The 25,900-nt window shown below is 71.4% G+C and carries 23 protein-coding genes; 15 read left to right on the top strand and 8 right to left on the bottom strand.

Annotated features, from left to right (window positions below; translation table 11 throughout):
• Positions 1 to 35: 35 nt before the first annotated feature.
• The 7 genes from ACE4Q9_RS21960 to ACE4Q9_RS21990 all read right to left on the bottom strand — a co-directional run bounded on the left by ACE4Q9_RS21960 (position 36) and on the right by ACE4Q9_RS21990 (position 7,904).
• Complete coding sequence (locus tag ACE4Q9_RS21960; RefSeq protein ID WP_397985931.1) at positions 36 to 1,421, bottom strand: amino acid permease; 1,386 nt, start codon at positions 1,419 to 1,421, stop codon at positions 36 to 38.
• Between the two features lie 121 nt (positions 1,422 to 1,542).
• Positions 1,543 to 2,457 (bottom strand): TauD/TfdA dioxygenase family protein, encoded by a 915-nt coding sequence (locus ACE4Q9_RS21965; protein ID WP_397985932.1) that lies wholly within the window; start codon positions 2,455 to 2,457, stop codon positions 1,543 to 1,545.
• 63 nt (positions 2,458 to 2,520) lie between these two features.
• Positions 2,521 to 3,858, bottom strand: coding sequence for an LLM class flavin-dependent oxidoreductase (locus ACE4Q9_RS21970; protein ID WP_397985933.1), 1,338 nt, complete (start codon positions 3,856 to 3,858; stop codon positions 2,521 to 2,523).
• Positions 3,855 to 4,595 carry an ABC transporter ATP-binding protein gene (locus tag ACE4Q9_RS21975; RefSeq protein ID WP_397985934.1) on the bottom strand — a complete coding sequence of 247 codons (741 nt, stop codon included), beginning with the start codon at positions 4,593 to 4,595 and terminating at the stop codon, positions 3,855 to 3,857. The genes ACE4Q9_RS21970 and ACE4Q9_RS21975 overlap by 4 nt, the downstream gene beginning before the upstream one ends.
• Positions 4,571 to 5,419, bottom strand: a complete 849-nt coding sequence (locus ACE4Q9_RS21980; protein WP_397985935.1) for an ABC transporter permease — start codon at positions 5,417 to 5,419, stop codon at positions 4,571 to 4,573. The genes ACE4Q9_RS21975 and ACE4Q9_RS21980 overlap by 25 nt, the downstream gene beginning before the upstream one ends.
• On the bottom strand, positions 5,416 to 6,462 hold the full coding sequence (locus tag ACE4Q9_RS21985; protein WP_397985936.1) for an ABC transporter substrate-binding protein: 1,047 nt from the start codon (positions 6,460 to 6,462) through the stop codon (positions 5,416 to 5,418). The genes ACE4Q9_RS21980 and ACE4Q9_RS21985 overlap by 4 nt, the downstream gene beginning before the upstream one ends.
• Before the next feature lie 242 nt (positions 6,463 to 6,704).
• Positions 6,705 to 7,904: an ROK family protein gene (locus ACE4Q9_RS21990; RefSeq protein ID WP_397985937.1), complete on the bottom strand. Its 1,200-nt coding sequence runs from the start codon at positions 7,902 to 7,904 to the stop codon at positions 6,705 to 6,707.
• 472 nt (positions 7,905 to 8,376) lie between these two features.
• Here ACE4Q9_RS21990 and ACE4Q9_RS21995 point away from each other — a divergent pair, with 472 nt between their 5' ends.
• Positions 8,377 to 8,958: a biotin transporter BioY gene (locus ACE4Q9_RS21995; protein ID WP_397985938.1), complete on the top strand. Its 582-nt coding sequence runs from the start codon at positions 8,377 to 8,379 to the stop codon at positions 8,956 to 8,958.
• An 83-nt stretch (positions 8,959 to 9,041) separates the two neighbouring features.
• Here the strand turns inward: ACE4Q9_RS21995 and ACE4Q9_RS22000 are convergent, their stop codons facing one another.
• Positions 9,042 to 10,463 (bottom strand): amino acid permease, encoded by a 1,422-nt coding sequence (locus ACE4Q9_RS22000; RefSeq protein WP_397985939.1) that lies wholly within the window; start codon positions 10,461 to 10,463, stop codon positions 9,042 to 9,044.
• Between the two features lie 315 nt (positions 10,464 to 10,778).
• On the opposite strand from ACE4Q9_RS22000, the gene ACE4Q9_RS22005 reads away from it, so the two are divergent.
• From ACE4Q9_RS22005 to eccCa, 14 genes are all read left to right on the top strand, one after another.
• Positions 10,779 to 11,264: a ribose-5-phosphate isomerase gene (locus tag ACE4Q9_RS22005; protein ID WP_397985940.1), complete on the top strand. Its 486-nt coding sequence runs from the start codon at positions 10,779 to 10,781 to the stop codon at positions 11,262 to 11,264.
• Positions 11,265 to 11,436: 172 nt separating this feature from the next.
• Positions 11,437 to 12,246 carry an Fpg/Nei family DNA glycosylase gene (locus ACE4Q9_RS22010; protein ID WP_397985941.1) on the top strand — a complete coding sequence of 270 codons (810 nt, stop codon included), beginning with the start codon at positions 11,437 to 11,439 and terminating at the stop codon, positions 12,244 to 12,246.
• Positions 12,247 to 12,371: 125 nt separating this feature from the next.
• Complete coding sequence (locus tag ACE4Q9_RS22015) at positions 12,372 to 13,550, top strand: PP2C family protein-serine/threonine phosphatase (RefSeq protein ID WP_397985942.1); 1,179 nt, start codon at positions 12,372 to 12,374, stop codon at positions 13,548 to 13,550.
• A 137-nt stretch (positions 13,551 to 13,687) separates the two neighbouring features.
• Positions 13,688 to 14,020, top strand: coding sequence for a hypothetical protein (locus tag ACE4Q9_RS22020; RefSeq protein WP_397985943.1), 333 nt, complete (start codon positions 13,688 to 13,690; stop codon positions 14,018 to 14,020).
• A 42-nt stretch (positions 14,021 to 14,062) separates the two neighbouring features.
• Complete coding sequence (locus ACE4Q9_RS22025) at positions 14,063 to 14,377, top strand: pore-forming ESAT-6 family protein (protein ID WP_397985944.1); 315 nt, start codon at positions 14,063 to 14,065, stop codon at positions 14,375 to 14,377.
• Between the two features lie 28 nt (positions 14,378 to 14,405).
• Positions 14,406 to 14,789, top strand: a complete 384-nt coding sequence (locus tag ACE4Q9_RS22030) for a DUF6507 family protein (protein WP_397985945.1) — start codon at positions 14,406 to 14,408, stop codon at positions 14,787 to 14,789.
• Positions 14,786 to 17,359 (top strand): YwqJ-related putative deaminase, encoded by a 2,574-nt coding sequence (locus tag ACE4Q9_RS22035; RefSeq protein WP_397985946.1) that lies wholly within the window; start codon positions 14,786 to 14,788, stop codon positions 17,357 to 17,359. Before ACE4Q9_RS22030 ends, ACE4Q9_RS22035 begins: the two co-directional genes overlap by 4 nt.
• Positions 17,360 to 17,387: 28 nt before the next feature.
• Positions 17,388 to 17,864, top strand: a complete 477-nt coding sequence (locus ACE4Q9_RS22040) for an SUKH-3 domain-containing protein (protein ID WP_397985947.1) — start codon at positions 17,388 to 17,390, stop codon at positions 17,862 to 17,864.
• Between the two features lie 13 nt (positions 17,865 to 17,877).
• A complete protein-coding gene (locus ACE4Q9_RS22045) occupies positions 17,878 to 18,243 on the top strand; it encodes a YwqJ-related putative deaminase (RefSeq protein WP_397987295.1) in 366 nt (121 codons plus the stop codon).
• Between the two features lie 220 nt (positions 18,244 to 18,463).
• A complete protein-coding gene (locus tag ACE4Q9_RS22050) occupies positions 18,464 to 18,985 on the top strand; it encodes an HD domain-containing protein (RefSeq protein WP_397985948.1) in 522 nt (173 codons plus the stop codon).
• Between the two features lie 44 nt (positions 18,986 to 19,029).
• Positions 19,030 to 19,326, top strand: coding sequence for a hypothetical protein (locus ACE4Q9_RS22055; protein WP_397985949.1), 297 nt, complete (start codon positions 19,030 to 19,032; stop codon positions 19,324 to 19,326).
• A gap of 13 nt (positions 19,327 to 19,339) precedes the next feature.
• Positions 19,340 to 20,695 (top strand): type VII secretion integral membrane protein EccD, encoded by a 1,356-nt coding sequence (gene eccD, locus ACE4Q9_RS22060; protein WP_397985950.1) that lies wholly within the window; start codon positions 19,340 to 19,342, stop codon positions 20,693 to 20,695.
• Positions 20,696 to 20,720: 25 nt separating this feature from the next.
• A complete protein-coding gene (locus ACE4Q9_RS22065; RefSeq protein ID WP_397985951.1) occupies positions 20,721 to 21,863 on the top strand; it encodes a MinD/ParA family protein in 1,143 nt (380 codons plus the stop codon).
• A gap of 47 nt (positions 21,864 to 21,910) precedes the next feature.
• Positions 21,911 to 25,888 (top strand): type VII secretion protein EccCa, encoded by a 3,978-nt coding sequence (gene eccCa / locus ACE4Q9_RS22070; RefSeq protein ID WP_397985952.1) that lies wholly within the window; start codon positions 21,911 to 21,913, stop codon positions 25,886 to 25,888.
• The last annotated feature ends 12 nt before the right edge of the window (positions 25,889 to 25,900 follow it).

The raw sequence follows: 25,900 nt of genomic DNA on the forward strand, positions 1-25,900 counted from the left end.
GCCGGCCGGCCGCAACTGTGTCGTGCGCGTGCGGGTCAGCGCCTGGCGCGCACCCGCTGCCAGGCGTAGCCCGCCGCCGCGAGGACGACCGTCATCGCGCCCGAGGAGTACAGCTGGACCCGGGTGTCGGGCTGCCGCGCCATCAGGACGAACACCGCGGCCATGCCCGCCAGCGCCACCCAGGTGAGGTAGGGGAACGCCCACATCCGCACCACCAGCTTCTCCGGCGCCTCGCGCTCGATGCGGCGGCGCAGCAGCAGCTGGGAGACGGCGATGAAGATCCAGACGACCAGGATCACCGCGCCGATCATGTTCAGCAGCCACGGGAAGACGTCGTCGGGCCGCCAGTAGCTCAGCAGCACGCAGAAGAAGCCGACCGCGCAGGAGGTGAGCACGCCGATCCGGGGCACCCCGCCGGACACCCTGGCCAGCACCTTCGGGCCCTGACCGCGCTGGACCAGCGAGTAGGCGATGCGCGAGGAGCCGTAGATGTTGGCGTTCATCGCGGACAGCAGGGCCACGAACACCACGACGTTCATGAGCTGGCCCGCACCCGGAATCCCGAGGTGGTCCAGGGTCGCCACGTAGGGGCCGCGTGCCACGACCTCCGGGTCGTCCCAGGGCACCAGGGTGACGACGACGGCCATGGAGCCGATGTAGAAGACCGCGATCCGCCACATCGCCGTCTTCACCGCGCGCGCCACGCCCCGCACCGGGTCCTCGGACTCCGCCGCCGCGATGGTGACCGTCTCCAGGCCGCCGTAGGCGAAGACCGAGGCGAGCAGGCCGATGACCAGGCCCTGGCCGCCGTGCGGCAGGAAGCGGTCGAGGTGGGCGGTGCCGGGGGAGTCGGTGCCGGGCAGCACCCCGGTGATGGCGAGCACGCCGAGCACCAGGAACAGCGAGATCGCGCCGACCTTGAGCGCGGCGAACCAGAACTCGAACTCGCCGAAGTTCTTCACGGCGGCCAGGTTCGTGCCCAGGAAGACCAGCATGAACAGGGCGACCCACACCCACTGCGGGCTGCCCGGCACCCAGCCCTGCGCGATCTTCGCCGCGCCGATGCCCTCCAGGCCGACCGCGGTGCACAGCAGCACCCAGAACGCCCACCCGGCCGCGAACCCGGCCCAGGGCCCGATCGCCCGTTCGGCGTGGGCGGAGAAGGAGCCGGAGGACGGGTAGGCGGCCGACATCTCGCCGAGCATCCGCATGACCAGCATCACCAGCAGCCCGGACAGGGCGTAGGCGATCACGATGGACGGGCCGGCCGCCGCGATGCCCGCGCCGGACCCGACGAACAGGCCCGCGCCGATCACCCCGCCGAGGGCGATCATCGACAGATGGCGCTGCTTGAGGCCGTGGGAGAGGGTGGGATCGTCCGCGAGACGTGGCGTGTCCGGGCGGGTGGTGCTGGGCGGCATGGGCGCGGCTCTCCCGATGCAATAGGCGGGTAAAAACCAACCCAGTCTGGGCGACCTGTCCGTTCACACGGAGCGGCCGCCCAGTATCCGGACACCCGGCATTCGGAGAGTGAGACTCCGGTTACGCCAGCGCGGCCGTGTCCGCGGGCGTGGCCACGGGCGTGTAGTGCGAGGCGTCGCCCTCGATGGAGTAGCTCTCCTTGCCCTCGACGCCGACCGGCACGTCACCGGCGACGGTCACCCGGTGCAGCCGGCGCGGCAGGCCGTCGTAGTTGTCGACTGCGTAGTGCTGGGTGATCCGGTTGTCGAACAGGACCAGCTCCCGCTCCGCCCAGCGGTGGCGCAGGATGTTCTCGGGCCGGGTCACGTACGCCTGGAGCAGGTCCAGGATCTTGCGGGACTCGCCGGTGGACAGGCCCACGATCCGCTGGGCGAACCCGCCGACGAACAGCCCGCGCTCCCCGGTCAGCGGGTGCACCCGGACCACCGGGTGGGCGGTGCGGTACGTGATCGAGGTGAACTGGGCGCGGTGGGCGGCCTTCTCCGCGTCGATCTCCTCGTCCGGCACGGCGTAGTCGTAGTCGTTGGTGTGCTCGGCCCACAGCGTGTCGGCGAAGCGGCGCAGCGGCTCGGGCAGGTCCCGGTAGGCGGCGGCCGCGTTGGCGATCAGGGTCTCGCCGCCGTACGGCGGGATGGTGATCGAGCGCAGGGTGCTGGCCTGGGGCGGGTTGAGGACGAAGGTGACGTCGGTGTGCCAGTGGTTGGCGCGGCCCCGCTCGCTGTCCACGGGCAGCACGTTCGGGGCACCCTCGACGGCGCCGACCGTCGGATGGGCGGTGGTGAGGGCACCGAAGTGCCGGGCGAAGGCCTGCTGGCCCGCGTCGTCCAGGCCGTCGGCGGCGAAGACCAGCGCCTTGTGGACGTTCAGCGCCTCGCGGATGCCGGTCACCTCCTCCTCGGTGAGCGGCCGGGTGGGGTCGACGCCCGAGACGCGGGCGCCGATGCGCGCGGTGACCTTGGTGATCTCCAGGGACATGGGGTGGTCCTTTCCGAAGGGGTGGTGCCGGGTCCGCAGGGGGGCCAGGCGAAGGCGGGGGAGTCAGGCGAAGGCGGGGGAGAGGTACTGGTTGGCGGGGCGCGGCAGGCCGTAGCGCTCGCGCAGGGTGCGCCGGGGGCCGTACTCCGTGCGGAACAGGCCGCGGGCGCGCAGGACCGGTACGACGTGGTCCACGAAGGCGTCCAGGCCCGAGGGCAGCACAGGCGGCATGATGTTGAAGCCGTCGGCCGCGCCGCGCGTGAACCAGGTCTCGATGCGGTCGGCGACCTGTTCGGGCGTCCCGGCGAAGGTCTGGTGCCCGCGCCCGCCGCCGAGCCGGCCGATCAGCTGCCGCACGGTGAGCCGCTCGCGCCGGGCCAGCTCCACCACGAGCGCGTAGCGGCTCCTGGCGCCCTCCACGGCGGACTCGGGCGGCAGATCGGCGGGCAGCCGCTTGTCCAGCTCCAGGGAGCCGGGCGCGAGTTGCAGCAGCCCCTCCAGGCGCCGCAGCCCGTGCTCGTACACGATGTGGTCCTCCAGGACCCGCTCGTTCGCCCGCGCCTCGGCCTCCGTCGAGCCCAGTACGGGCACGATGCCGGGCAGCACCTTGAGGTGTCCGGGGTCCCTCCCGGCCCGCCCGGTGAGGTCTTTGATGTCGGCGTAGAAGGACTGCGCGTCGGCGAGGGTCTGCTGCGCGGTGAACACCGCCTCCGCGTACCGCGCCGCGAACGCCTTGCCGTCCGCCGAGGAGCCCGCCTGCACCAGCAGCGGGTAACCCTGCGGGGAGCGCGGCACGTTGAGGGCGCCCGCGACCCGGAAGTACGGCCCCTCGTGCCGGGGCGGGTGGATCTTGTCGTCGTCGCCCCAGACGCCGGCCGCCTTGTCGGCGACGATCGTGTCGTCCTCCCAGCTGTCCCACAGCTTCAGCGCCACATCGAGGAACTCGGCGGCGCGCGCGTACCGTTCGGCGTGCGCGGGCTCGTGGTCGAGCCCGAAGTTGCGGGCCGCCTCGGCGCCCGCGGTGGTGACGATGTTCCAGCCCGCCCGGCCACCACTGACGATGTCCAGCGAGGCGAATCTGCGGGCCAGGTTGTAGGGGGAGTTGTAGGAGGTGGAGGCGGTGGCGATCAGGCCGATGTGCTCGGTGGCCGTCGCCAGCGCGGTCAGCAGGGTCAGCGGCTCCAGGGCGCCGGCCGGGCGCTGTCCGAGGTTGTTCCACAACTGGGGGCTGTCGGCGAGGAACAGGCTGTCGAAGGTGCCCCGTTCGGCGGTCTGCGCGAGCCGTATGTAGTGCCGCAGGTCGACGTGTGCGTACGGATCGCTCTCCGGGAGCCGCCAGGACGCCTCGTGGTGGCCGGTGCTCATCAGGAACGCGTTCAGGTGGAGCCGGCGGGTGGTCATCGGTGGTCCTCCGTGACACCGAGGGCGGCGAGCAGCCGCTCCCGGTACTCGCCCAGGACCGGCTCCCGGTAGGAGCGCGGGTGGGGACGGTCGATGGTCAGATCGAGGCCGATACGGCCCCGCTCCAGGACGAGGACCCGGTCGGCGAGCACGATCGCCTCGTCCACGTCATGGGTGACGAGCAGCACGGAGGGCCGGTGGCGCTCCCACAGCTCGCGCAGCAGCCGGTGCATCCGGATCCGGGTCAGCGCGTCCAGCGCCCCGAACGGCTCGTCGGCCAGCAGCAGTCCGGGCTCGCGCACCAGGGCCCGGGCGAGCGCGGCGCGCTGTGCCTCGCCGCCGGACAGCTCGCCCGGCCAGGCCCGCTCCCGCCCTTCGAGACCGACCTCCGCGAGGGCGGCCCGGCCGCGCTGTGCCGCGTCCTGCCCGTCCAGGCCCAGCAGCACGTTGTCCAGCACCCGGCGCCAGGGCAGCAGCCGGGAGTCCTGGAACACCACCGAGACCTGCCGGGGGGCCGCGACCTGCCCGGACCCGGCCACCCCGTGATCGAGCCCGGCGACGGCCCGCAGCAGGGTGGACTTCCCGGATCCCGAGTGCCCGAGCAGCGCCGTGAACTGTCCGGCGGGCAGTTCGAGATCGATGCCGTCGAGGATCGTCCGGTCCCCGAACGAGCGGTGCAGGGAGCGCAGTCGGACGGCGGTGGCGGGCCGGGTCAGCTGCTCAGTGTGCGGCGCCATGACAGCACCCTCCGTTCGATCAGACGGACCGCGCTGTCGGAGACCAGGCCGAAGACGCCGTAGATCAGCAGGCCGACGAGGATGGTGTCGGTACGGCCGTAGTTCTGCGCCTGGAACATCAGGTAGCCCAGTCCGCTGGTGGCGTTGATCTGCTCCAGGACCACCAGGCCCAGCCAGGAACCGGTCACCCCGAGCCGCAGCCCGACGAAGAAGCCGGGCAGCGCCCCCGGAATCACCACCTGCCGGACGAAGCCGAGCCTCGACAGGCCCTGCGCCTCGGCGAGTTCGACATAGCGGCTGTCGATGCCGGCCAGCGCGGCGTGTGTGTTGAGGTAGACCGGGATGTAGACGACGATCGCGATGATGGCGATCTTGAAGGTCTCCCCGATGCCCAGCCACAGGATGAACAGCGGGATCAGGCCGAGGGTCGGGATCGCCCGGTTGAGCTGCACGGTCCCGTCGATCAGCGCCTCCCCGGTGCGGCTGAGCCCGGACACCAGCGCCAGCAGCACCCCGGCGGTCAGCCCGATCGCGAAGCCGTAGGCGGCCCGGCGCAGCGAGGTGAGCACATCGGTGGGCAGCGTGCCGTCGGTCCACAGGTGACCGAGGGTGCGCAGCACCGTCCAGGGTGCCGGGATCGCGGCCGGGTCGAGCTGCCCGGCCGCCGAGGCGATCGCCCAGCCGGCCAGCACCAGCAGGGGTCCGGCCAGCCGGGCGGCGGGCAGCCGGCGACCGGGGGAGAGGCGGCGCCGCCGGCGGACCGGGGGCAGCTCCGCGGACGCGGCGGTGGGCGCGGCGGCCGTCGTGGTCGTCACGGCGGTCACCTCCGGTACTCCTCGGGTACGGCCCGCGCGGCGATCGCCTCGAAGCGGTGGTCGAACAGGTCCGACACATCGGTCTTCTTCACGAAGCCGCCCTCGGCGAGCAGATCGGCGGTCTCCTGCTCCCATTTGATCGCCTCGTCCCAACTGGGCGGGAAAAATGGCTTGTTGGCGAGCGCGGTGATGGACTTGGCCTGCGCCAGGGTCAGGTTCTGCGTCTTGACGTAGAACTCCTCGTTCCACTGGTTGGGATGCTCGTACTGCCACACCTGGCCCCTGGCCCACTGCGGGATGTACGCGGCGATCGCGGCGGCCTTCGCGGGGTCGTTCAGCGTGGCCTGCGGCGCCCAGAGCAGATTGAGCAGGTCGACCACGTCGGTGGTGACGGTGCGGGCGCCCTTCGCCGCGTACTGCTCGAGGTAGGCGGGCGCCTGGCTGTTGGCGAGCGGGGCCACGTCCACCTGGCCGGACTGCAGGGCGGTCAGGAACTGGTTGCTGGTCAGCGGCACCAGCCTGGCGTCGTCGTACGCGAGGCCCGCCTTCTTCAGGGCCCGCAGCAGCACCACGCCCTGCGCCTGCCCCTGCGAGAAGGCGAGCCGCTTGCCCTTGAAGTCGGCCACGGTGTGGATGTCGCTGCCGGGCCGGGTCGCGAACAGGTAGTTCGGCTTGCGGGTCAGCTCGATCGCCACGATCTTCGCCGCGAGGCCCTGGAACTGCGCCTGGATCGGCGGGATGCCCGCGTTGTCGGCGACGTCCAGGGACCTGGCGCGGAAGGCGTTGATGACATCGGGCCCGGCGCCGAGGTTCACCCAGTCGGACACGGTGAACGGCAGTGGCGGGAACTTCCCCAGTCTGAACTGGAGTTGCTCCACGCCCTGGTACGAGGTGATCTTCAGGCTGGTCCCGGCGGGGACCCTGGCCGCGAGGGGCCGGGTGGCGGCGGCGCCGCCGGTATCGGCGGTGGCCACGCCCTTGGCGCAGCCGTCGAGTCCGGCGACGGCGGCGGACGCGCCCAGCAGGGAGGTGAGGAAGAGGCGACGGTGCATGGCAGGTCTCCCGGAGAGAGCCGGTCGGCGAAAAAAACCGGCCAACGGAAACACAAAGAAACACGGAGAAACGCGGGGGAAATACGGAGAAGCCCTGGGAAATTCACGGCAACATGCGCTTCACGCACGGCAAAACGTCAGCAACAGAAGGCGTGACGACCGGATCGACAGCTCGTGAAGGGGCTCATGACCAGCATGTTCCAGGCCATGAGCGGCCCATGTCAACATTCCGAGTTTCTGAATTAAATACCCTCAGGTGAGGCGCCCAGCGGATCCCGGAACAATGCGTCGAGCAGCACGGAACCGCCCGCGACCGCCAGCACGGAATCGGGGAAACTCGTCGGCAGCACCGCCGCGGACCGGGAATTCCCGGCCGACTCCCGCAGCGCGTCGAGGCATTCCTCGAAGTGGATGACCCCCACCTCGGTGACCACGACCGTCTCCGGGTTGAGCACATCGAGCAGCAGCGCAGCCGCCCGTCCCGTCGCCCGTGCCCGCTCCACCAGCAGCCGCCGGGCCACCGCGTCCCCGCCCGCCGCCGCGGCCACCACGTGCATCGGGTTGGCCGAGTCGGTGACCCCGGCCGCCCGCGCCCTGCGGCACAACGTCCTTTCGCCCAGCTCCACCTGGAGGCATCCGGTACGCCCGCACGGGCACGGCTCGGTGCCGCCCGGCACCGGCAGATGCGCGATGGCACCGGCCGCGGACCGGGGGCCGTGGTGCACCTCGTCATGGGTGGCGAACGCGGCGTCGACCACATTGCCCACGAATAGATGCAGCACGCTCCGGCTGCCGCGGGCCCGCCCGAACAGCCGCTCCCCGTTCACCAGCGCCCGTGCGTGCCCGTCCACTTCGACCGGCAGACCGGTACGGGCGGCGAGCAGGTCCCGTACCGGCACCTCCCGCCAGCCCAGCAGCTCGTGCTCCACCACGGTGCCCGTCGCCCGGTCCACCCAGCCGCCGACGGCGACCCCGACCCCCAGCGGGCGGCGCCCCGGCGCTTGCGCGAGCAGCGCGGCGATCCCCTCGGCGGCCCGCGCCAGCACCCGCGCGGGATCGGTCCCTTCGTGCTTCAGCTCGCGCCGGGCCAGCACCCGGCCGCGCAGGTCCAGCAGCGCCACCGTGGTGTACGGCACCGCCACGTGCACCCCGCCCACCACGAACCGGGCGTCGTCCAGCTCCACCGGCACATGCGGCCGGCCCACCCCGCGCGAGCGGCGCGGTACCGGCGCCTCCCGGATCAGCCCGAGCCCGGCGAGCCGCGCACAGTGCTCGGTCACCGACGCGGGCGACAGGCCGGTCAGCCGCGCCACCGTACTGCGCGCCACCGGCCCGTGCTCCAGCACGGAGCGCAGCACGACGCTGGCACTGGTGCGCCGCCGGTCGCGGTCGGCGGCGCGCGGTACGGGGGAGACAAGGGTGGAGGCCGCGCTGCGGGGCATGGAGAACCGTCCTCGGGAGCCGGTGCGTCGGAAGACCGGAAAGGACGGGGCGGCGCCAGGAAGAAGCCCGCCCCTATCCCGGGCGGCGACAGGTGGCCGTGCCCTGCCGTCGCAGGTCGACGTAGCGACGCGACGTGAAATACCGGGCCTGGGCAACCATGCCGCCGAAGCTAGCAAAGCCCCCACCCCCTGCCCACCCCGCGCCCACCGACCGAGACGACCGGGGCCGGCACACCAGGGGCCACACCCTCTTTGGTGGATCCCTACAGACCCGCCGCCGACTCCCGGAGTCTGCCGGAGCACCCCACCTCAGTGACCACCGTCACGCCGTACCCGGTGTGAACCGTACTTTTGTACAGAGCCCACCAAGCTGCCGATCAACCCTTTGTCGAGCGCTGACGGTGATCGCGTTCGGGGCGCCGGTATAGCGTCGCGATGTTCCCACCTGTCCCCTTCTCCCCGCGGAGTCCCCATGAGCACCGCCACCGTCAGCGCCCGTCCGGGTGCCGTCCTCGCCGACCTGCTGCCCGCCTCCCGCGCCCGCGACGCCGCCCTCGTGCTCGGCGGTGCCGCGCTCACCGGGCTCGCCGCCCAGCTCTCGGTGCCCGTGCCCGGCTCCCCGGTGCCGGTGACCGGCCAGACCTTCGCCGCGCTGCTGGTGGGCACCGCCCTCGGCGCCCGCCGCGGCTTCCTCTCCCTCGCCCTGTACACGCTGGCCGGCATGGTCGGCGTGCCGTGGTTCGCGGAGGGCGACTCCGGCACCGGCGCGGTCTCCTTCGGCTACGTCCTCGGCATGCTGCTGGCCTCCGCCGTCGTGGGCGCCCTCGCCCGCCGCGGTGCCGACCGCTCCCCGCTGCGCACGGCGGGCACGATGATCCTCGGCTCCGCCGTCATCTACGCCGTCGGCGTGCCCTACCTGGCCCTGGCCGCCCACCTCTCCCTCGGCCAGGCGGTCGCCGCCGGCCTCGTCCCGTTCCTGATCGGCGACGCCCTCAAGGCCGCCCTCGCGATGGGGCTGCTGCCCACCGCGTGGAAGTTCGCGGGCAAGCGCTAGTCACCGACCGGCACACCACGACGGCCGCGGGGCCTGACGGAATCCGTCAGGCCCCGCGGCCGTCGTACGTCCCGAGCGGTGGGTCAGCCGATGGAGACCTTGTCCACCGCGGCCTCGGCGGCCGGGGCCGGACGGTCGCCCGTGACCCTCTGCTTGATGAAGGAGATCGCCACCACGATCGCCGCGACGAGCAGCGACAGCAGCACGGTCTCGCGGCCGTCGTGCGCGGTGTCGAACAGCATGTACACCAGGACCGCCACGATCACCGCGGCCGCCGCCCAGGTCAGGTACGGGTACAGCCACATCCGCACGACGAGCTTCTCCGGCGCCTCGCGCTGGATGATCCGGCGCATCCGCAGCTGCGAGAAGCAGATGACCAGCCACACGAACAGCGCCACCGCGCCGCTGGAGTTGACCAGGAAGAGGAAGACGGTGTCCGGGAACTCGTAGTTGAAGAAGACCGCCACGAAGCCGAAGACGACCGACGCGAGGATCGCCCACATCGGCACACCGCGCGAGGTGGTACGGGCGAACGCCTTCGGCGCGTCACCGCGCTGGCCCAGCGAGAAGGCCATGCGGGAGGCCGTGTAGAGGCCGGAGTTGAGACAGGACAGCACCGCGGTCAGCACGATGACGTTCATGATCTGGCCGGCGTGCGCGATGCCGAGGGAGTTCAGCGCGGCGACGTACGAGCCCTGCTTCACCAGCGACGCGTCGTTCCACGGCAGCAGCGTGACCACGACGAGGATCGAGCCCAGGTAGAAGACGCCGATACGCCAGATGATGCTGTTGGTGGCCTTGGTGACCGCGCGCTGCGGGTCCTCCGACTCGCCGGCGGCCAGGGTGGCGATCTCGCTGCCCATGAAGGAGAAGACGACCAGCAGCACACCGGTGAGGATCGCGCCCGGACCGTGTGGCAGGAACCCGCCGTGACTGGTGAGGTTCGCGAAGGACGCCTTGTCGGTGTGCGCGCCCGGCAGCACACCGAAGATCGCGAGCAGGCCGACGACGATGAACGCGCCGATCGCCACGACCTTGATGCCGGCGAACCAGAACTCGAACTCGCCGTAGGAACCGACGGAGACGAGGTTCGACGCGGTCAGCACCAGCATCACGATGAGCGCCCAGCCCCACTGCGGCACCGCCGGTACCCAGCCGGCCAGGATCTTCGCGCCCGCCGTTCCCTCGACGGCGAGCACGACGACCCAGAAGAACCAGTACAGCCAGCCGATGGAGAAACCGGCCCAGCGGCCGAGCGCGCGGTCGGCGTGCTCCGAGAAGGAGCCGGAGGACGGGTTGGCGGCGGACATCTCGCCCAGCATGCGCATCACGAGGACGACGAGGGTGCCGACGAGGGCGTAGGACAGCAGAATGCCCGGTCCGGCCGCGGCGATGCCGGAGCTGGAGCCGACGAACAGCCCGGCGCCGATCACACCACCGATGGCGATCATCGTCAGGTGCCGGTTCTTGAGGCCTGCTTGAAGTCCGGAACCAGGAGGGGTCATGGACGGATTCCTTTGCGCCTGTTGAGCGGGGGTTCCCGTACGGAAAACGGGGTGCCGTGTGGGGTCCGGTACGGGATTCGTACGAGCGGTGTACGAGTCGGTCCAGTGAATCCGAGGCGAACGAATTCGGGAACCTCTGAATCCGGATTGTTACTTGAGGTTCCCTTGAGGTTCTATGGTCCTGCTCACATTTGACGACGAAATCCGTAGGTCTCCCGGTGTCGCATGACTCACCCCCGGACGCCTTGACGGACGCCCTCCGGATGCCGTGGACCCCCGGCTGCTGCCCCGATTCCGGCGTGTCACACTCGTGTCATGCGCGTGTACCTCGGCTCCGACCATGCGGGCTTCGAACTCAAGAACCACCTCGTCGAGTGGCTCAAGGCGGCGGGGCACGAGCCCGTCGACTGCGGGCCGCACATCTACGACGCCCAGGACGACTACCCGCCCTTCTGCCTGCGCGCCGCCGAGCGCACGGCCGCCGACCCCGACGCCCTCGGCATCGTGATCGGCGGCTCCGGCAACGGGGAGCAGATCGCCGCGAACAAGGTGAAGGGTGTGCGCGCCGCGCTGGCGTGGAGCGAGGAGACGGCGTCGCTGGGCCGCCAGCACAACAACGCCAACGTGGTGGCCGTCGGCGCGCGCATGCACAGCACCGAGGAGGCGACCAAGTTCGTCGAGACGTTCCTCGCCACGCCGTTCTCCGGTGACGAGCGCCACATCCGCCGCATCGACATGCTGACCGCGTACGAGACCACGGGCGACCTCCCCCCGGTCCCCGCCCACCACCCCCAGCAGTAACCCTCCCTTCTCTTCCCCGCGCCCACCCCTCGCCGACCCGCTCGGCGACGGGTGGGCGCCGCGCGTAGGGGCGGGCGAGGCGCGCCTAGGCTGAGGGGGTGAGGGGCGCCCTCCGGCCGGGCGAGACGGACGGGTGGGCGGCACGGAAAAGGACAGGAAAGGACGGCCCGCCTTGCCGGAAGGGCACACGATTCACCGGTTGGCGCAGGACTACGCCGCCCGCTTCCAGGGCACCGCCCCCCGCGTCACCAGCCCCCAGGGCAAGTTCTCCGACGCCGCCGCCCTGCTGGACCGCGCCGAGCTGACCGCCACCGAGGCCCACGGCAAACACCTCTTCCTGCGCTTCCGGGACACCGACTGGGTCCACATCCACCTCGGCCTGTTCGGCAAGGTCGGCTTCGGCGACGCCCCCGCACCCCCGCCCACCGACACCGTCCGGCTCCGGCTCGCGAACGACCTGTCGTACGTCGATCTGCGCGGCCCCACCACCTGCGCCCTGATCACCGGGGACGAGAAGCGCGCCGTCCACTCCCGCCTCGGCCCCGACCCGCTCCGCGAGGACGCCGACCCGGCGGCCGCGTACCGGAAGATCAGCCGCAGCCGTACGACGATCGCCGCCCTGCTCATGGACCAGAAGATCGTGGCCGGCGTCGGCAACGTCTACCGCGCCGAAGTCCTCTTCCGCCACGGCATCGACCCCTACCGCGCGGGCCGCGACCTCACCCCCGCCGAGTGGGACGCCCTCTGGAGCGACCTCGTCGCCCTGATGCGCGAGGGCGTCCGCCACAACCGGATCGACACGGTACGACCGGAACACACCCCCGAGGCCATGGGCCGCCCGCCCCGCGTGGACGACCACGGCGGCGAGGTCTACGTCTACCGCCGCGCCACCCAGCCCTGCCACATCTGCGGCGACCACATCCGCACCGCCGGTCTCGCCGCCCGCAACCTCTTCTGGTGCCCCACCTGCCAGCAGCACTGACACTCCTTCGGGTGGGTTTACGGAATTCAGGTGCCTGAGCGAACCTGTGAACCCGCGCCCCGCACGGGGGACAAGCAGGACCTCCCGTGCCAAGCGGCCGGTGCGATGGATAGGGTCCCGAACTAATGGCAGCAGGACGAGACAGGCGCGCGAAGGCCGACACGCTCACGGCCCGGTGGAAGATGCAGTGGCACCGGGCCCGCGTCGGGCTGCGCAGAAGCGCCGTCGACTACTTCCGCGGCGACGGCCCCGACTGGATCGCCTTCGCCGGCCTGCTGCTCACCGTCCCGCTTTTCGCGGCCATGACCCTGTTCGACTCCGTGTGGTGCTCCCCGGCCCTGCTGGTCCTGCCGATCGTGGCCGGCGGGCTGCTGCTGCGCCCGGCCAGCCTGCTCGGCCTGTACGCGGCCGCGGCCACCGCGCTGATCGTGGAGTCGGTACGCCTGGGCCCGTACACCGAAGGCCCCTCCCGCGTCACACCGGGCGTCGTCTTGGTGGTGGCCGCCTGCGGCTTCTTCGGCCTGCTCACCGCCCAGTTCCGCAGCCGCGTCGGCGTGCCCTGGCGGCGCGGCGGCACCATGCTGTTCGACCTGCGCGAGCGGATCCGGGTGCAGTCCACCCTGCCCAAGCTGCCCCAGGGCTGGCACCACGAGATGGCGCTGCGCCCCGCCGGCGGCCAGTCCTTCTCGGGCGACTTCGTGGTGGCCGCCCGCACCAACGGCGGCCGCACCCTGGAGGTCGTCCTCACCGACGTCTCCGGCAAGGGCATGGACGCCGGCTCCCGCGCCCTGCTGCTGTCCGGCGCGTTCGGCGGACTGCTCGGCTCCCTGCCCCCGCACGCCTTCCTGCCCGCCGCCAACGGCTATCTGCTGCGCCAGGACTGGGAGGAGGGCTTCGCCACCTCCATCCACCTCGTCCTGGACCTCGACTCCGGGGACTACGAGCTGTACTCCGCGGGTCATCCGCCGGGCCTCCAGCTCAGCGCGGGCAGCGGCCGCTGGGAGGAGAAGTCCGCCGAGGGGCCGCTCCTCGGGGTCTACGACGGCGCCCACTTCGACTCCGTCAAGGGCTCGCTGCGCCCCGGCGACGTCCTGATGCTGTTCACCGACGGGCTGGTGGAGACCTCCGACCGGGACATCGTGGAAGGCATCGACCGCCTCACCGGCGAGGCCGACCGCTATGTCGCCGGCGGCTTCCACGGCGCCGCCTGGCACCTCATCGAGGCCGTCGCCAAGGACGTCAACGACGACCGGGCGCTGCTGCTGATCTGCCGGCAGACGCCGACCGGGCAGACGTCCCCCTGAGCCTTTGTCACGGAAGTTCGCTGATCCTGTGACAGCCCGCCCCCTGGGCTCGCCCCCCTCGGGTCCGGGAGTTCATAATCGGATGCGGTATGTGACAGGGCGGCGGGTGCCGTGGGAGTGCGTCCGGGGGAGGCGACATGAAGTTCGACATGGGTGCGCAGACGTTGTCGACGCTGATGCGTGAGTCGCGGGGGTCGAGTCAGGATCTGGGCACGCTGATCCGGCTGTTGGTGCAGGCGGCGGAGCCGTTGGAGGGGAAGTTCAACGGCGCGGGGCGTACGGCGTTCGATCAGTTCAAGGCGCGTGCGGACGGGATCACGAAGGAGTTGAACGGTTCGTTGTCGGCGATCCTGGGCGGTCAGTCGGGAATGGAGGGCGCGTTCGGCTCGGGTGATCAGGAGCAGGGCGAGAACGCGAGGGCGCAGATGGGTGCGGCCAATTTCGACGCGGCGCGGTTCTCGGGCCGCTGAGTTCTTCGGGATGTCCGGTTCGTTCACGGGGAGTGGTGTGTGATGGCGGGTTCTGGTGCGGATCGTCGGTCGTACGACACGGGTGCGTCGGCGGATGTGCAGGGGAATCTGGCGGGGGTGATCGCTCAGTTGGAGTCGGTGATCGCGGCGCGGGACAAGCAGGTGAAGAAGGCGATGGCGGACTTCACGGCGGATGGTGTGGCGGATGAGTACCACGGCAAGGAGCAGCGCTGGAACAGTGCGTCGCAGGAAGTGCGGAACATCATCCATCTGCTGAAGACGACGATGGAGAAGAACGACTCGACGGCGCATGCGACGCTGGCGAGGGCGAAGTCGGCGGTGGACAACATCGGTTGACCGGATGGCTGGTTCACGGGGGGTTGCTATGACGGGCTGGGATCTGCGTCCGCAGGGCATCGGTCAGGTGCTGTCGGTGACGGGGAAGACGGCGTCGAGTCTGGAGACGCAGGCGAAGGATTTCGGGGCGCATCTTCAGTCGGCGGCGTCGAGCGCGGGCACGATCTCCGCCGACGGCTCGGGCGGTTCGGGTGGTGGGGCGCCGGGTGGTCTGGTGGCGCTGGCGTTGTCGCAGTATGCGGAGCATGCCACGAGGGATCTGCAGTTCATCGCGGCGCGGGCGGGTAAGTCGTTGCGGGGTGCGGTGGATGCGACGACGGCCTATCTGGACGGGGACGAGGTGATGGCGGCGCGTGCGCAGCGGGAGGCGTCGGCGCCGGGTGTGCGGATGCCGGGGGTGGGCGGGGCGTGATCAGGCCGGAGGAGATTCCGGAGTTCACCGGTGATCTGGAGCAGTTGGAGAAGGATTACGCGGCGCTGAAAAAGGACGCGGGGCAGGTCCGTTCCACGGGTGCGGATGTGCACGCGCAGTTCCAGGGGCTGTCGGCGTATTACCGGGCTCCGGAGGCGGAGCAGTTGTTCGCGTCGACGAAGCCGGTGGCGGATCGTGCGGACGCGTTCGGGTCGGATCTGGAGACGGTGGCGTCGGCGCTGTCGGGGTACGCGGCGGAGATCCGGCCGCTGGTGGAGAAGCTGAGGCAGCTCAAGCACGATGCGCAGGCGTTCGTCGACTCGGTCGGGGGTGACGACGACTGGCAGTACGACGAGGACAAGGTCAGGAAGAACAACCAGCTCCGTGATGACGTCACGGCGGCGGTGGCGGCGTTCTGGGCGGCGGAGCGGACCTGCCACAACAAGATCACGGCGTTGTGGCACGGCACGCAGATGATCGCCGGTGACGGCAGCGGCAAGAAGAACATGTACGGCTACAGCGCGGCCGATCTCGAGGGCGCGAAGGGGTTGCCGTGGGGTGATCCGGTGGAGCAGAAGCACCACTGGTACGACGTCGGGCACTGGGTGAAGTCGTTCGTGTGGGACGGCCTGGTGGTGGACGGCATCTGGGGCACCGTCAAGGGCTTGGGCACCCTGGTCGGGGTGGATGGCTGGGATGCGATGAAGACGGCCTGGAAGGGGCTGGCGCAGCTGGCCACGGGGCTGGCGTTCATGAGCAATCCGGTGCTGGCGGCGGCGTTCTGGGCGACGCCGGACAGGTACATGCCGTCGTGGCTGCGTGAGTCGCGCAACACGATGAAGCAGACCGGCAAGGCGCTGCTGGCGTGGGACGAGTGGGGCAAGAACCCGGCCCGTGCGGCCGGTGCGGTCACGTTCAACGTTGTGACCGCGGTGTTCACCGATGGTGCGGGGGCGGCGGCCGAGGGCGCGGGAAAGGCGGGCGCGGTCGCGAAGGCGATCTCGTTCGCGGGCAAGGCCGGCAAGGTCATCGACCCGATGACGTATGTCATGAAGGGCGCGGGCGCCGGTCTGTCGAAGATCGGCGATATCGGCAAGGCCCTCAAGGGCGCCGGGAAGATCGACATCCCCAAGCTCCCCGACGACGCGATCACCCTGCCCCGCGGAACCGTCCACCTCCCCGACGGCACGGTCCGCCTCCCCGAGGGCGCATCACTCCCGAAGGGCGCGGTCCACCTCCCCGACGGTAACGTCCGGTTGCCGCACGACGCACCTTTGCACCCGGCGGGCACGGACCCCCTGCACACCCCCGAAGGCACGCCCCCGCTGTTCGCCGACGAACACGGCAACATCGTGGACCACAAGGGCGACGTCCTGATGCACCACGACGGCGGCCCCCCGGACATCACCCACCGACCCACCACCGGCTCGGACCTTCCCCACACCCCGTCCCCGGCCAGACAACCAGCCCTGACCGGCGCGGGCACCCACGGCGCGGAACAGGCCGGCGAACACATCAAACTCGGCGACAGCACCGGCCACGACCTCGGCGATCGCGTCCCGGCGAGCCCGGCGGTTCATGCAGGCGGTGACAGCATCCCGGCGGTTCATGCGAGTGACGACTTGCCAGGTGGTCGAGTTGGCGACGCCCACGGGAGCAGCGCCGGGGAACATTCACCGGACGGAAGCGGGCGCCACGTACCAAGCGGCACAGCTCATGATCATGGTTCGGAAATTTCCGCCCATCATCAGTCTGTGTCCGGCCATGCGGACCACGGGGACGCAGGCGGACACGAACACGGGCAGCACGAGGGCCACGGGGGCCACCATGATGGCGTCGTCAGTCCCTCTCATGAGCACCATGTAACTGACGTGGGCCACCACGGTGAGGTCGGCGGAGGCGGCTCCAGCGACTCTGGTTTCCCCGGCGCCCACTCTTCGGAGGTGCACCCGCAAGGCACTCCCCTGGAACCGCAACCGGACTGGCACGGGCAGAGCGCGGACAACATGCGGCACTACCGCCGCCCGGCCCTGGATCTTTCCCACTTGCCGCGGAACGAGCAGCTCGTCGTGCTCAAGGAAGAGTCGGCCGCGCTGGCGGACGACGCTCGCAACGCGCCCGGTGGAGCGGCAGAGCCTGGCACGAACCACCTTGATTCTGGCTGTGCGGGTAGTTTGCTGCACGACAATGTAGTGACGGCGCATAGCAGTACAACGAAGATGCACGGGCAGAAGCTGCCACATACGCATAAGGTATTGGCAGGTATACTGGAAAAGATTCAGAGTGATGCGGTGGCTTCCGGACGGAAGGCCGGGCTGGGGCACGGAAAGTGCGCCGAAATTTCCCTCATCAGTGACCGCCTGCATCAGTTGGACCCGACTGGGGAAAACATCCAGACCGTCTCCGAAGCGAGAAAACTGCTTGAGGGGGGCGTGATGCACACCCGTCAAATCGGTGATCTTGTCGACCGCAAGACCGGTGAGCTGGTACGACAACATGGAGAATTTCTGGCGCCCTGTGAAACATGCAAACACGTGCTGCCTCAACTGGGTATACACGTAGCTCACTGAAACTTTGGCTTGGAGAATGGATCGGCACATGACTTTGGAGCAGCCGACACAAGAAGTAGGCGACTGGCTCGTCGCAAACGGCTGGTTCCCTGGCCGTGACATCGGGGCAGAGGCCGACGAGCTGGCCGGAGTGCGTGTGCGGGACTCCGAGCGGCAAGGTGTGCCGCTGACTCCGGTCCAACCAGCTCTCCAGGTCATCCACGCATACGGCAAGCTCAGGCTTCCCCAGCCGAATACGCCGGGTATGGCATGGGTGATGGACCCGACCGTGGGCTATGACGGGGACGCCGCCGCCATCATGGAAGTGGCCGGAGGGCTCGGCACAGCGCTGTTTCCTGTGGGATATGAGGCCTCGGAGTCCGGAATTCTGCTGGTGGATGAGAAGGGCCGCTTCTTTCACCTCCACCACACAGGGGGATATTATCTGGGGGAGAATGAATTCGACGCATTTTCGCGATTCTTGAAGGGATTGCCGGATCCCGACGTGGAGGACTATTTTGTCTGATCAGTTCCCCGCCGTGGCCTCTTCGCTCCTGGTCAATGGGACGGTCCTGAGTCACACGAGCGTCATCGGATCCGGGCAACTCAATCTGCACCCCGCTGTTCGTGGCTTCGTTGAGTCGCTGTCTCAGGACGAACGGAGATCCTATACAGGGCGTTGTGCCGAGATGGCGCTGGTGTCGGACCAGTTCTGGCAGTTGGACGCCGAGCGGACAGACGGCCGGACCACCACGATGCGTGAGGCTGCCGCGCACTTCGAGGGCGCCGCGTTGATATCGCGCATGATTCGTGAACCGGGAAACCCGGACCACGGGAGGCCGACGGAACCCTGCCCCGTCTGTTCCGCGCTCCTCTCGGCACTGGGCATCCAGGTCATAGGGTAGGTCGAGCCCCTGACGGCTATGGAGTCGGTGTGGCCGACGCCCGTACCTGGCCCACCCGTACCGGAGGGCCTCCCCCGTGGGATGCCGCATACGCCTCGGCGCCCCGGGTATGCCGGTTCCGTGGAGGCCTCCCGGTTGCGTCCGCGAAACCGGTCGACCCGGCTGTGCCACCCGCGCGTTCGTGTTCTATCTTGCACGGGCAAAGTGAGGGGGACCCTGTATGCCGGACGACGGGCTGTCCGAAGCGCCGGGCATGACGCTCGCCGAGGTCGAGGCCGTCGCGCGCGCCGCGCACGCCGGACAGCGGGACAAGGCCGGACGCCCCTACACCGAGCATCTGCGGGCCGTCGCCGAGGGCGTACGGGCCCGCGGTGGCGGTGCCGAGCTGATCGCCGCCGCCTGGCTGCACGACGCGGTCGAGGACGGAGTGCTCGGCGAGGAATGGCTGGCGGCGGCCCCGCTCGCCCAGCGCACGAAGGACGTCGTACGGGCCGTGACCAAGCGGCCGGGCGAGGAGCTGCGGGCGTACGCGGAGCGGATCCTGGCCACGCCGGGCGCGCGGCTGGTCAAGGCGGCCGACCTCGCGCACAACGCCGACCCGCGCCGGCTGGCCGCCCTGGACGAGCCCACCGCGCGGCGGCTGACCGCGAAGTACGCCGCCATGCGCGAGTACCTCGGGCTCACCACCGAGGCCACCGCCGACGGCGCCGCGTCCGCCCCCACCACCACCGCCGCCGACTGACCGACCACCGACCGCAGAGAACACAGGCACGGGGGACCAACTCAATGGCACGGGACTACGACAGCCAACTGCTGGAGTCGGTGGCGGTGCGCCGACGCCGGCTGCGCGACGCCCTGCTGTTCGGCGCGCAGCGCGCCCGGCGCTCCACCGACGAACGGCTCGGCAAGGTGTTCGCGGGCATCGCCCTCGCGGCCGTCCTGTGCGCCGGCTGCGTCGGTTGGTCCTTCCTCCAGGCCACCCTGGCGAAGCAGAAGCAGCAGCAACAACAGCAGCAGCAACAGCTGTACGGCACCCCCTCCGCACCGCCGTCCTCAACCCCCTCGGCCCCCATTTCGCGATGATAGGTTCCGGTGAGTGGTGAGCACAGCAACGACGTCCCGGACCCAACTGAGCCGGGTCACGCTGGTCGGTGAACGCCGGCGGGCCGACCTCGTCCTGCCGTCGGACACCCCGATCGGCCAACTGCTGCCCGACATACTCCAGTTGCTCGACGACCGGGCCGCCGCCCGGCCCATGACCCGGCAACTGGTCACCTCCGACGGCTCGGTGCTGCCGCACGAGGCCACGCTGGCCTCGGCCGACGTGCCCGACGGCGCCGTGCTCCAGCTGGTGCGCGCCCACGCCGCGCCGCCCGCCCCGGTCGTGCACGACGTCACCGACCAGGTCGCCGACGACCTCGACCTGCGCGCCTGGCGCTGGCGGCCCGCCGCCCGCCGGGTCAGTGCCGGGGTGGCCAGCGTCCTGTTCGCCGTCGCCGCGGCCCTGCTGGCGCGGCGCGAGTTCGCGCTCGACTCCGTCGCCCTCGCGCTCGCCGCCGTCACCGTCGTCTTCCTGGCGACCGGCGCGCTCGTCGCCCGGATCGGCGCCGGCAACCGGGGGCTCGCCACCGCGCTGCTGTTCGCCGCCGGGGGACTCGGGGTGCTCGCGGCCTGGACCGCCGCCGACGCCCACGGCTGGTCGGGCCCCGCCCGGCTGGCCGGGGTCGCCGCCGCGTTGGTGCTCACCCTCGTGCTGCTCGCCTACTCCTCCCCGTTCGGCCGCGGCGCGCTCATCGGCGCGGGCGCGGGCGCCGGTATCACCCTGGTGTGGGAGGCGGCCGCCGCCGTACAGGACCGGCCGGACCGGCTCGGCGCGGTGATGGCCGTGTTCTCCGTCGTCCTGCTCGGACTGCTGCCCCGGCTCGCGCTGATGGCCTCCGGGCTCACCGGACTCGACGACCGGCGCTCCGCGGGCGCGTCGGTCAGCCGCCACCAGGTCGCCAACGCGCTCGCCGCGACCCACCGCGGGCTCGCGCTGGCCACCGTCGCCACCGTCGCCTCGGCCGCCGCCGGGGGCTGGCTGCTGACCGCGGCCGGGCGGCCGACCGTGTGGACGGCGACCCTCACCTCGCTCACCGCCGTCGTCCTGCTCTGCCGGGCCCGTGCCTTCCCGCTGGTCGCCGAGGTGGTGGCGCTGTTCGGCGCGGCCGCGCTGCTCGTCGTACGGCTCGCGGCGCAATGGGCGGCCCACGCGGGCGGGGCCGGCCCGCTGGTGCTGCTGTGCGCCGCCGGGGCGCTCCCGCTGCTGGCCCTCGTGGCCCAGCCGGCGGAGCATGTGCGGGTGCGGCTGCGGCGGATCGGGGACCTGATCGAGTCCGCCGGCCTGATCGGGCTTTTCCCGCTCGCCGTCGGCGCGTTCGGCATCTACGGGCAACTGCTCGACAAATTCTGAGGCCAGGGCGGGAGTGAAGGGCGACATGCCGAACGGGGACAACTGGCAGGGCGACGTGCTGCGCGAGCTGAGAGGCGGCACCCCGCAGCAGCCCGCACCCGGGCAGCCGGGACCGGGCGCCACGGCCCCGGCGCACAGCCGGCCACAGCAGCCGTACCACCCCCCGCAGCCGCACCACCCTCAGCACCAGCACCAGCAGCAGCCGCGCCCCCCGGCCCCACCGGGCGCCCCCGCCGCGCCGCGCATCACCCCCGACTCCCGGCCCGTGCTCGACAAACAGCTCGCGGCCACCGCGCTCAAGCCGCGCCGGGGCGAACCCTTCGGCACCCGCGCCCTGCGCGCCGTACGCCGTACCGTCTCCTCCTCCGCGGCCCGCGAGGTCGCCGGTGCCGCCGCGACCGCCGAGGTGCTCCAGCAGGCCGTCACCACCGGCCGCCAGATCGCGGTGACGTCCATCCGCGGCGGCTGCGGCAAGACGACCGTCACCGCGCTCCTCGGCACCACCTACGCCCACTACCGCCAGGACCCGGTGCTCGTCGTCGAGGCCGACCCGGCGCTCGGCACGCTGCCGCTCCGGCTCGGCGCCCAGGCGCTGCGCTGGACCACCGGCGACCTCGCCGCCCTGGTGGAACCCCAGATGTCGCTGCTCGACGTCACCGGCTACCTGGTCCAGCTCCCCGGCAACGCCTGGCTGCTGCCCGGCAGCCAGGGCCAGGTCGGCGCCATGCTCGACACCAGGGCGTACGAACGGGTCATGGTCTCGCTGCGCCGCTACTTCGGGGTGACCGTCGTCGACTGCGAGACCCTGCCCGCCGAGGTCGCCCGCACCGCGCTGGCCGCGGCACAGGCCCGCGTGCTCACCGTGCCCGCGACCCTGGAGGGCATCGCCAGCACCCGCGCCGTCCTGGAGTGGATGCGCAACCTGCCCCGGCACGTGCTCGCCTCCACCGTCGTCGTCCTCACCGAGACCGCCCCGCACCCCGGCCTCGACCTGCGCAAGGCCACCGAAGAACTGACCGCGGCCGGAGTCACCGTGGCGGCCCTGCCCTACGACCGCCATCTCGCGGCCGGCGGCACCATCCACACCGGGCTCCTCGCCCGCGCCACCCGCGACGCCGTCACCCGGCTCGCCGCCGAGGTCTTCCGGCTCTCCCAGAAACAGCGCTGACCGCCCGACAGGAAGGGACCGAGGAACCCGAGGACGAGGCAACGAAGATGAGCACCCGACTGATCCACCGCCCGGCGCGCACCACCCGGCCGCCGGCCCCGCCCGAGCCGCGCACCATAGAGGCGCCGCCCAACCTGCCCGAGGGCAAGGCCGGTTCGGTGCTGCACTCGCTGCTGCCCATCGCCGGCGTCATGTCGTCCGTCGTGATGATGACCGTCGTACGCAACAGCCAGTTCGCCGGGCTCGGCGCGATCATCCTCGTCGTCACCCTGACCGGCTCCCTCGCCATGGCCTTCTCGCAGCGCGGCAAGGCCCAGCGCACCCGCCGCACCCAGCGCGAGGCATACCTCGCCTACCTGGAGGAACTGCGCGAACAGCTGGCCGGCGAGGAACGCGAGCGGCGCGAGAGCGCCCAGGTGCTCGACCCGCCGCCGGACGCCCTCTACGACATCGTGCGCGACCCCGCCCGGCTGTGGGAACGGCGCCGCACGGACGGGGACTTCCTGCGGGTGCGGGTCGGCACCGGACAGATGCCGGTGCGCGATCTGAAGATCGCCCAGCAGGGTTCCTCCGTGCTCACCCCGCCCGACCGGTTCATGCTCAACGAGGCCTCCGCGCTGACCGCCCGCTTCGGCACCGGCTCCGAGCTGCCGCTCACCGTCCCGCTCGACCGCGTCGGCAACGTCAGCGTCATCGGCCCGCGCGAGGACACCCTGCGCGTCGCCCGCGCGCTGTTCCTCCAGACCGCCGCCGCCCACGCCCCGGACGACGTGGCCCTCGCCGTCGCGGCCCCCGGCGACCGGCTGGCCGACTGGGAGTGGGCCAAGTGGCTGCCGCACCTGCTGGACACCGAGCAGTACGACGGCCCGGTCGCCGCCCGCCGGATCGCGCCCTCGCTGCCCCAGCTCGCCCGGCAGCTCGGCGCCGAGCTGCGCCGCCGCGCCTCCTACGCGGCCGAGGTGCGCCGCGGCCTGTCCGGCAAGGACGCCCTCGCCATGACCTCCCGGCTCCTCGTCGTCGCCGACGCGCACGGCGAGGACGCCGTGGAGCTGCCGCCCCCCGACGACGCGGTCGGGCTGCGGGAGATGGGGGTCACCGTGCTGCACCTGCTCGACGAACGGGTGCGGGAACCGGGCAGCGTCGGGGTGCGGATCACCGTCGACGGGGCCCGCATCCTCATCGAGGACCTGCGCGCGGACGAGCCGGTCAGCTCCAGCGGCACGGTGGACGAGGCCGGCACCGCGCTCGCCGAGGGGCTGGCCCGGATGCTCGCCCCGCTGCGGCTGTCCGCGGAGTCCCTGGTCGACGCCCCGCTGACCGGCCCGGTCGACTTCGCGGAGCTGCTCGGCATCGAGGACGTCGCCCGGCTCGACCTGGACCGGCTGTGGGCGCCGCGCGGCGAACGCGCCTTCCTGCGCGTCCCGATCGGCGTCGGCGACGGCCACGAGCCCGTGCTCCTCGACCTCAAGGAGTCCTCCGAGCTGGGCATGGGCCCGCACGGACTGTGCGTCGGCGCCACCGGCTCCGGCAAGTCCGAGCTGCTGCGCACCCTCGTCCTCGCACTGGTCGCCACCCACCCGCCGGAGGACCTCGCGCTGGTCCTCGTCGACTACAAGGGCGGCGCCACCTTCGCTCCCTTCGCGGACCTCCCGCACGTGGCCGGTGTGATCACCAACCTGGAGAACCAGGCCGGCCTGGTCGAACGCGTCCACGCCTCGCTGGCCGGCGAGGTCAAGCGGCGCCAGCAGGTCCTCAAGGAGGCGGGCAACGTCGCGGACATCGGCCACTACGCCGCCCTGCGCGCCGAGCGCCGCCCCGACCTCGACCCGCTTCCCCACCTGTTCGTGGTGATCGACGAGTTCGGTGAACTGCTCACCGCCAAGCCGGACTTCATCGACCTGTTCCTGTCCATCGGCCGCATCGGCCGCTCCATCGGTGTCCACCTGCTGCTGTCCAGCCAGCGCATCGAGGGCGGCAAGCTCAAGGGCCTGGACACGTATCTGTCGTACCGGCTCGGCCTGCGCACCTTCTCCGCCGACGAGTCCCGTACCGTCCTCGACACCACGGACGCCTTCCACCTGCCGCCGCTGCCCGGCTTCGGTTACCTCAAGGTCGACACCAGCCACTACGAGCGGTTCAAGGCGGGCTACGTCTCCGGCGGCTACCGCGGCCCCGTCCAGCGGGAGACCGGGGACACCGGGCCGCTCGCCCTGGAGTACCCGGCGTACAACATCCTGGGCCAGGAGGAGGACACCGGGCCCGAGGAACCGCAGATGCGGCGCCGGGAGACCGGGCCGACCGAGATGGGCGTCATGGTCCGGCAGATCGAGGACTCCGGCGCCCCTGCCGTGCGCCAGATCTGGCTGCCCCCGCTGCCCGAGGCCATCGCCCTCGACCAGGTGGCGGGACCCGTCGAGGTGGGCGCCCGCGGCATGCAGCTGTCCCGGCGCCGGGGCCCGCTCCAGGTGCCGCTGGGCATCCTGGACGACCCGACCCGCCAGTGGCAGGGCCAGTGGTACCTGGACCTCACGGTGGCAGGCGGCCACGCGGCGGTCATCGGCGGCCCCCAGTCCGGCAAGACCACTCTGCTGCGCACCCTCGCCCTGTCCCTGGCGCTCACCCACACCCCGCAGGAGGTCGGCGTCTACGGCCTCGACCTGGTCGGCGGCGGCCTCCAGGCGCTGTCCGTCCTGCCCCACGTGGGCGGGGTCGCGGGCCGGGCCGACCGGGAGCGCTGCGCCCGCACCATCGACTCCGTGCGCGGCATGCTGGACCAGCGCGAGGAACTGTTCCGGCTGCACCACGTGGACTCCCTGGAACAGCTGCGGACCCTGCGCGCGGCCGGGCGCGTGCCCGAACTGGCCTCCACCGAGATCGTGCTGCTCATCGACGGCTTCGGCGCCCTGCGCGACGACTTCGAGGAACTCGACGACGCGGTCGGCGACATCCTCAAGCGCGGCAGCGGCTACGGCATCCACGTGGTCGCCGGCATGCTCCGCTGGAACGACGTGCGCATCGCCGCCCAGTCCCAGTTCGGCACCCGCGTGGAGCTGCGGCTGAACGACCCGGGCGAGTCCAGCATCGAGCGCAGGCTCGCCCAGACCCTCGCGCCCGAGGAGAAGGGCCGCGTCCTCACCGACGGCAAGCTCTTCGCCCAGGTCGCCCTGCCCCGCACCGACGGCATCGCCGACATCGCCGACCTCGGCGCGGTCCTGGAGCGCACGGCCCGTACGATCCGCGCCACCTGGACCGGCGAGACCGCCCAGCCGGTCCGGGTGCTGCCGCACCTCCTGGAGCCCCATCTGCTGCCCGGCCCGGTGGCCGAACCGCACCGGGTCCCGATCGGCCTGGACCAGACCCGGCTGGCGCCGGTCCTGCTCGACCTGTTCCGGCACGACCAGCACCTGCTGATCATGGGCGACAGCGAGTGCGGCAAGACCAACCTGCTCAAGGCCGTCGCCGGGGGCCTGATCGAGCGCTACGGCGAGGAGGAACTGGTCTTCGGCGTGATGGACCCGCGGCGCGGGCTGCGCGGCGCCATCCCGGAGGAGTACCGGGGCGGCTACGCCTACAACGCCAAGCTGAGCGCGGCCCTGTCCGCGGGCATCGCCACCGAACTGGAGAAGCGGATGCCCGACGAGAGCGCGGACGGCGCGGACCTGGAACCGGGCAGCTGGGGCTCGGGCCCCCGGATCGTGATCCTGGTCGACGACTACGACGTGCTCACCACCGCGGGCCAGCAGCCGCTCGCGCCCTTCCTGCCGTACATCCCCTCGGCCCAGGACATCGGGCTGCACTTCGTCCTCACCCGCCGGGTGGCCGGCGCCTCCCGCGGCCTGTACGAGCCGTTGCTGCAAAGCCTGCGCGAGTCCGGCGCCTCGGCGCTGGTGATGGCGGGCGACCGCGGCGAGGGGCAGCTGTTCCCCGGTGTGTACGCCGGCCAGCAGCCGCCCGGCCGGGGCGTCCTGGTCCGCAGGGGCGAACCGAACCGGCTGATCCAGACCGTGTACGCGGGCGACAGGTAGAACAGGCAGGGA

The organism is Streptomyces sp. AM6-12 (assembly GCF_044327085.1).
Lineage (GTDB): Bacteria > Actinomycetota > Actinomycetes > Streptomycetales > Streptomycetaceae > Streptomyces.

Coding starts and splice junctions, on each gene's coding strand:
- ACE4Q9_RS21960 (WP_397985931.1), bottom strand. CDS start 1,421: ATGCCGCCCAGCACCACCCGCCCGGACACGCCACGTCTCGCGGACGAT.
- ACE4Q9_RS21965 (WP_397985932.1), bottom strand. CDS start 2,457: ATGTCCCTGGAGATCACCAAGGTCACCGCGCGCATCGGCGCCCGCGTC.
- ACE4Q9_RS21970 (WP_397985933.1), bottom strand. CDS start 3,858: ATGACCACCCGCCGGCTCCACCTGAACGCGTTCCTGATGAGCACCGGC.
- ACE4Q9_RS21975 (WP_397985934.1), bottom strand. CDS start 4,595: ATGGCGCCGCACACTGAGCAGCTGACCCGGCCCGCCACCGCCGTCCGA.
- ACE4Q9_RS21985 (WP_397985936.1), bottom strand. CDS start 6,462: ATGCACCGTCGCCTCTTCCTCACCTCCCTGCTGGGCGCGTCCGCCGCC.
- ACE4Q9_RS21990 (WP_397985937.1), bottom strand. CDS start 7,904: ATGCCCCGCAGCGCGGCCTCCACCCTTGTCTCCCCCGTACCGCGCGCC.
- ACE4Q9_RS21995 (WP_397985938.1), top strand. CDS start 8,377: ATGAGCACCGCCACCGTCAGCGCCCGTCCGGGTGCCGTCCTCGCCGAC.
- ACE4Q9_RS22000 (WP_397985939.1), bottom strand. CDS start 10,463: ATGACCCCTCCTGGTTCCGGACTTCAAGCAGGCCTCAAGAACCGGCAC.
- ACE4Q9_RS22005 (WP_397985940.1), top strand. CDS start 10,779: ATGCGCGTGTACCTCGGCTCCGACCATGCGGGCTTCGAACTCAAGAAC.
- ACE4Q9_RS22015 (WP_397985942.1), top strand. CDS start 12,372: ATGGCAGCAGGACGAGACAGGCGCGCGAAGGCCGACACGCTCACGGCC.
- ACE4Q9_RS22020 (WP_397985943.1), top strand. CDS start 13,688: ATGAAGTTCGACATGGGTGCGCAGACGTTGTCGACGCTGATGCGTGAG.
- ACE4Q9_RS22025 (WP_397985944.1), top strand. CDS start 14,063: ATGGCGGGTTCTGGTGCGGATCGTCGGTCGTACGACACGGGTGCGTCG.
- ACE4Q9_RS22030 (WP_397985945.1), top strand. CDS start 14,406: ATGACGGGCTGGGATCTGCGTCCGCAGGGCATCGGTCAGGTGCTGTCG.
- ACE4Q9_RS22040 (WP_397985947.1), top strand. CDS start 17,388: ATGACTTTGGAGCAGCCGACACAAGAAGTAGGCGACTGGCTCGTCGCA.
- ACE4Q9_RS22050 (WP_397985948.1), top strand. CDS start 18,464: ATGCCGGACGACGGGCTGTCCGAAGCGCCGGGCATGACGCTCGCCGAG.
- ACE4Q9_RS22055 (WP_397985949.1), top strand. CDS start 19,030: ATGGCACGGGACTACGACAGCCAACTGCTGGAGTCGGTGGCGGTGCGC.
- ACE4Q9_RS22065 (WP_397985951.1), top strand. CDS start 20,721: ATGCCGAACGGGGACAACTGGCAGGGCGACGTGCTGCGCGAGCTGAGA.
- eccCa (WP_397985952.1), top strand. CDS start 21,911: ATGAGCACCCGACTGATCCACCGCCCGGCGCGCACCACCCGGCCGCCG.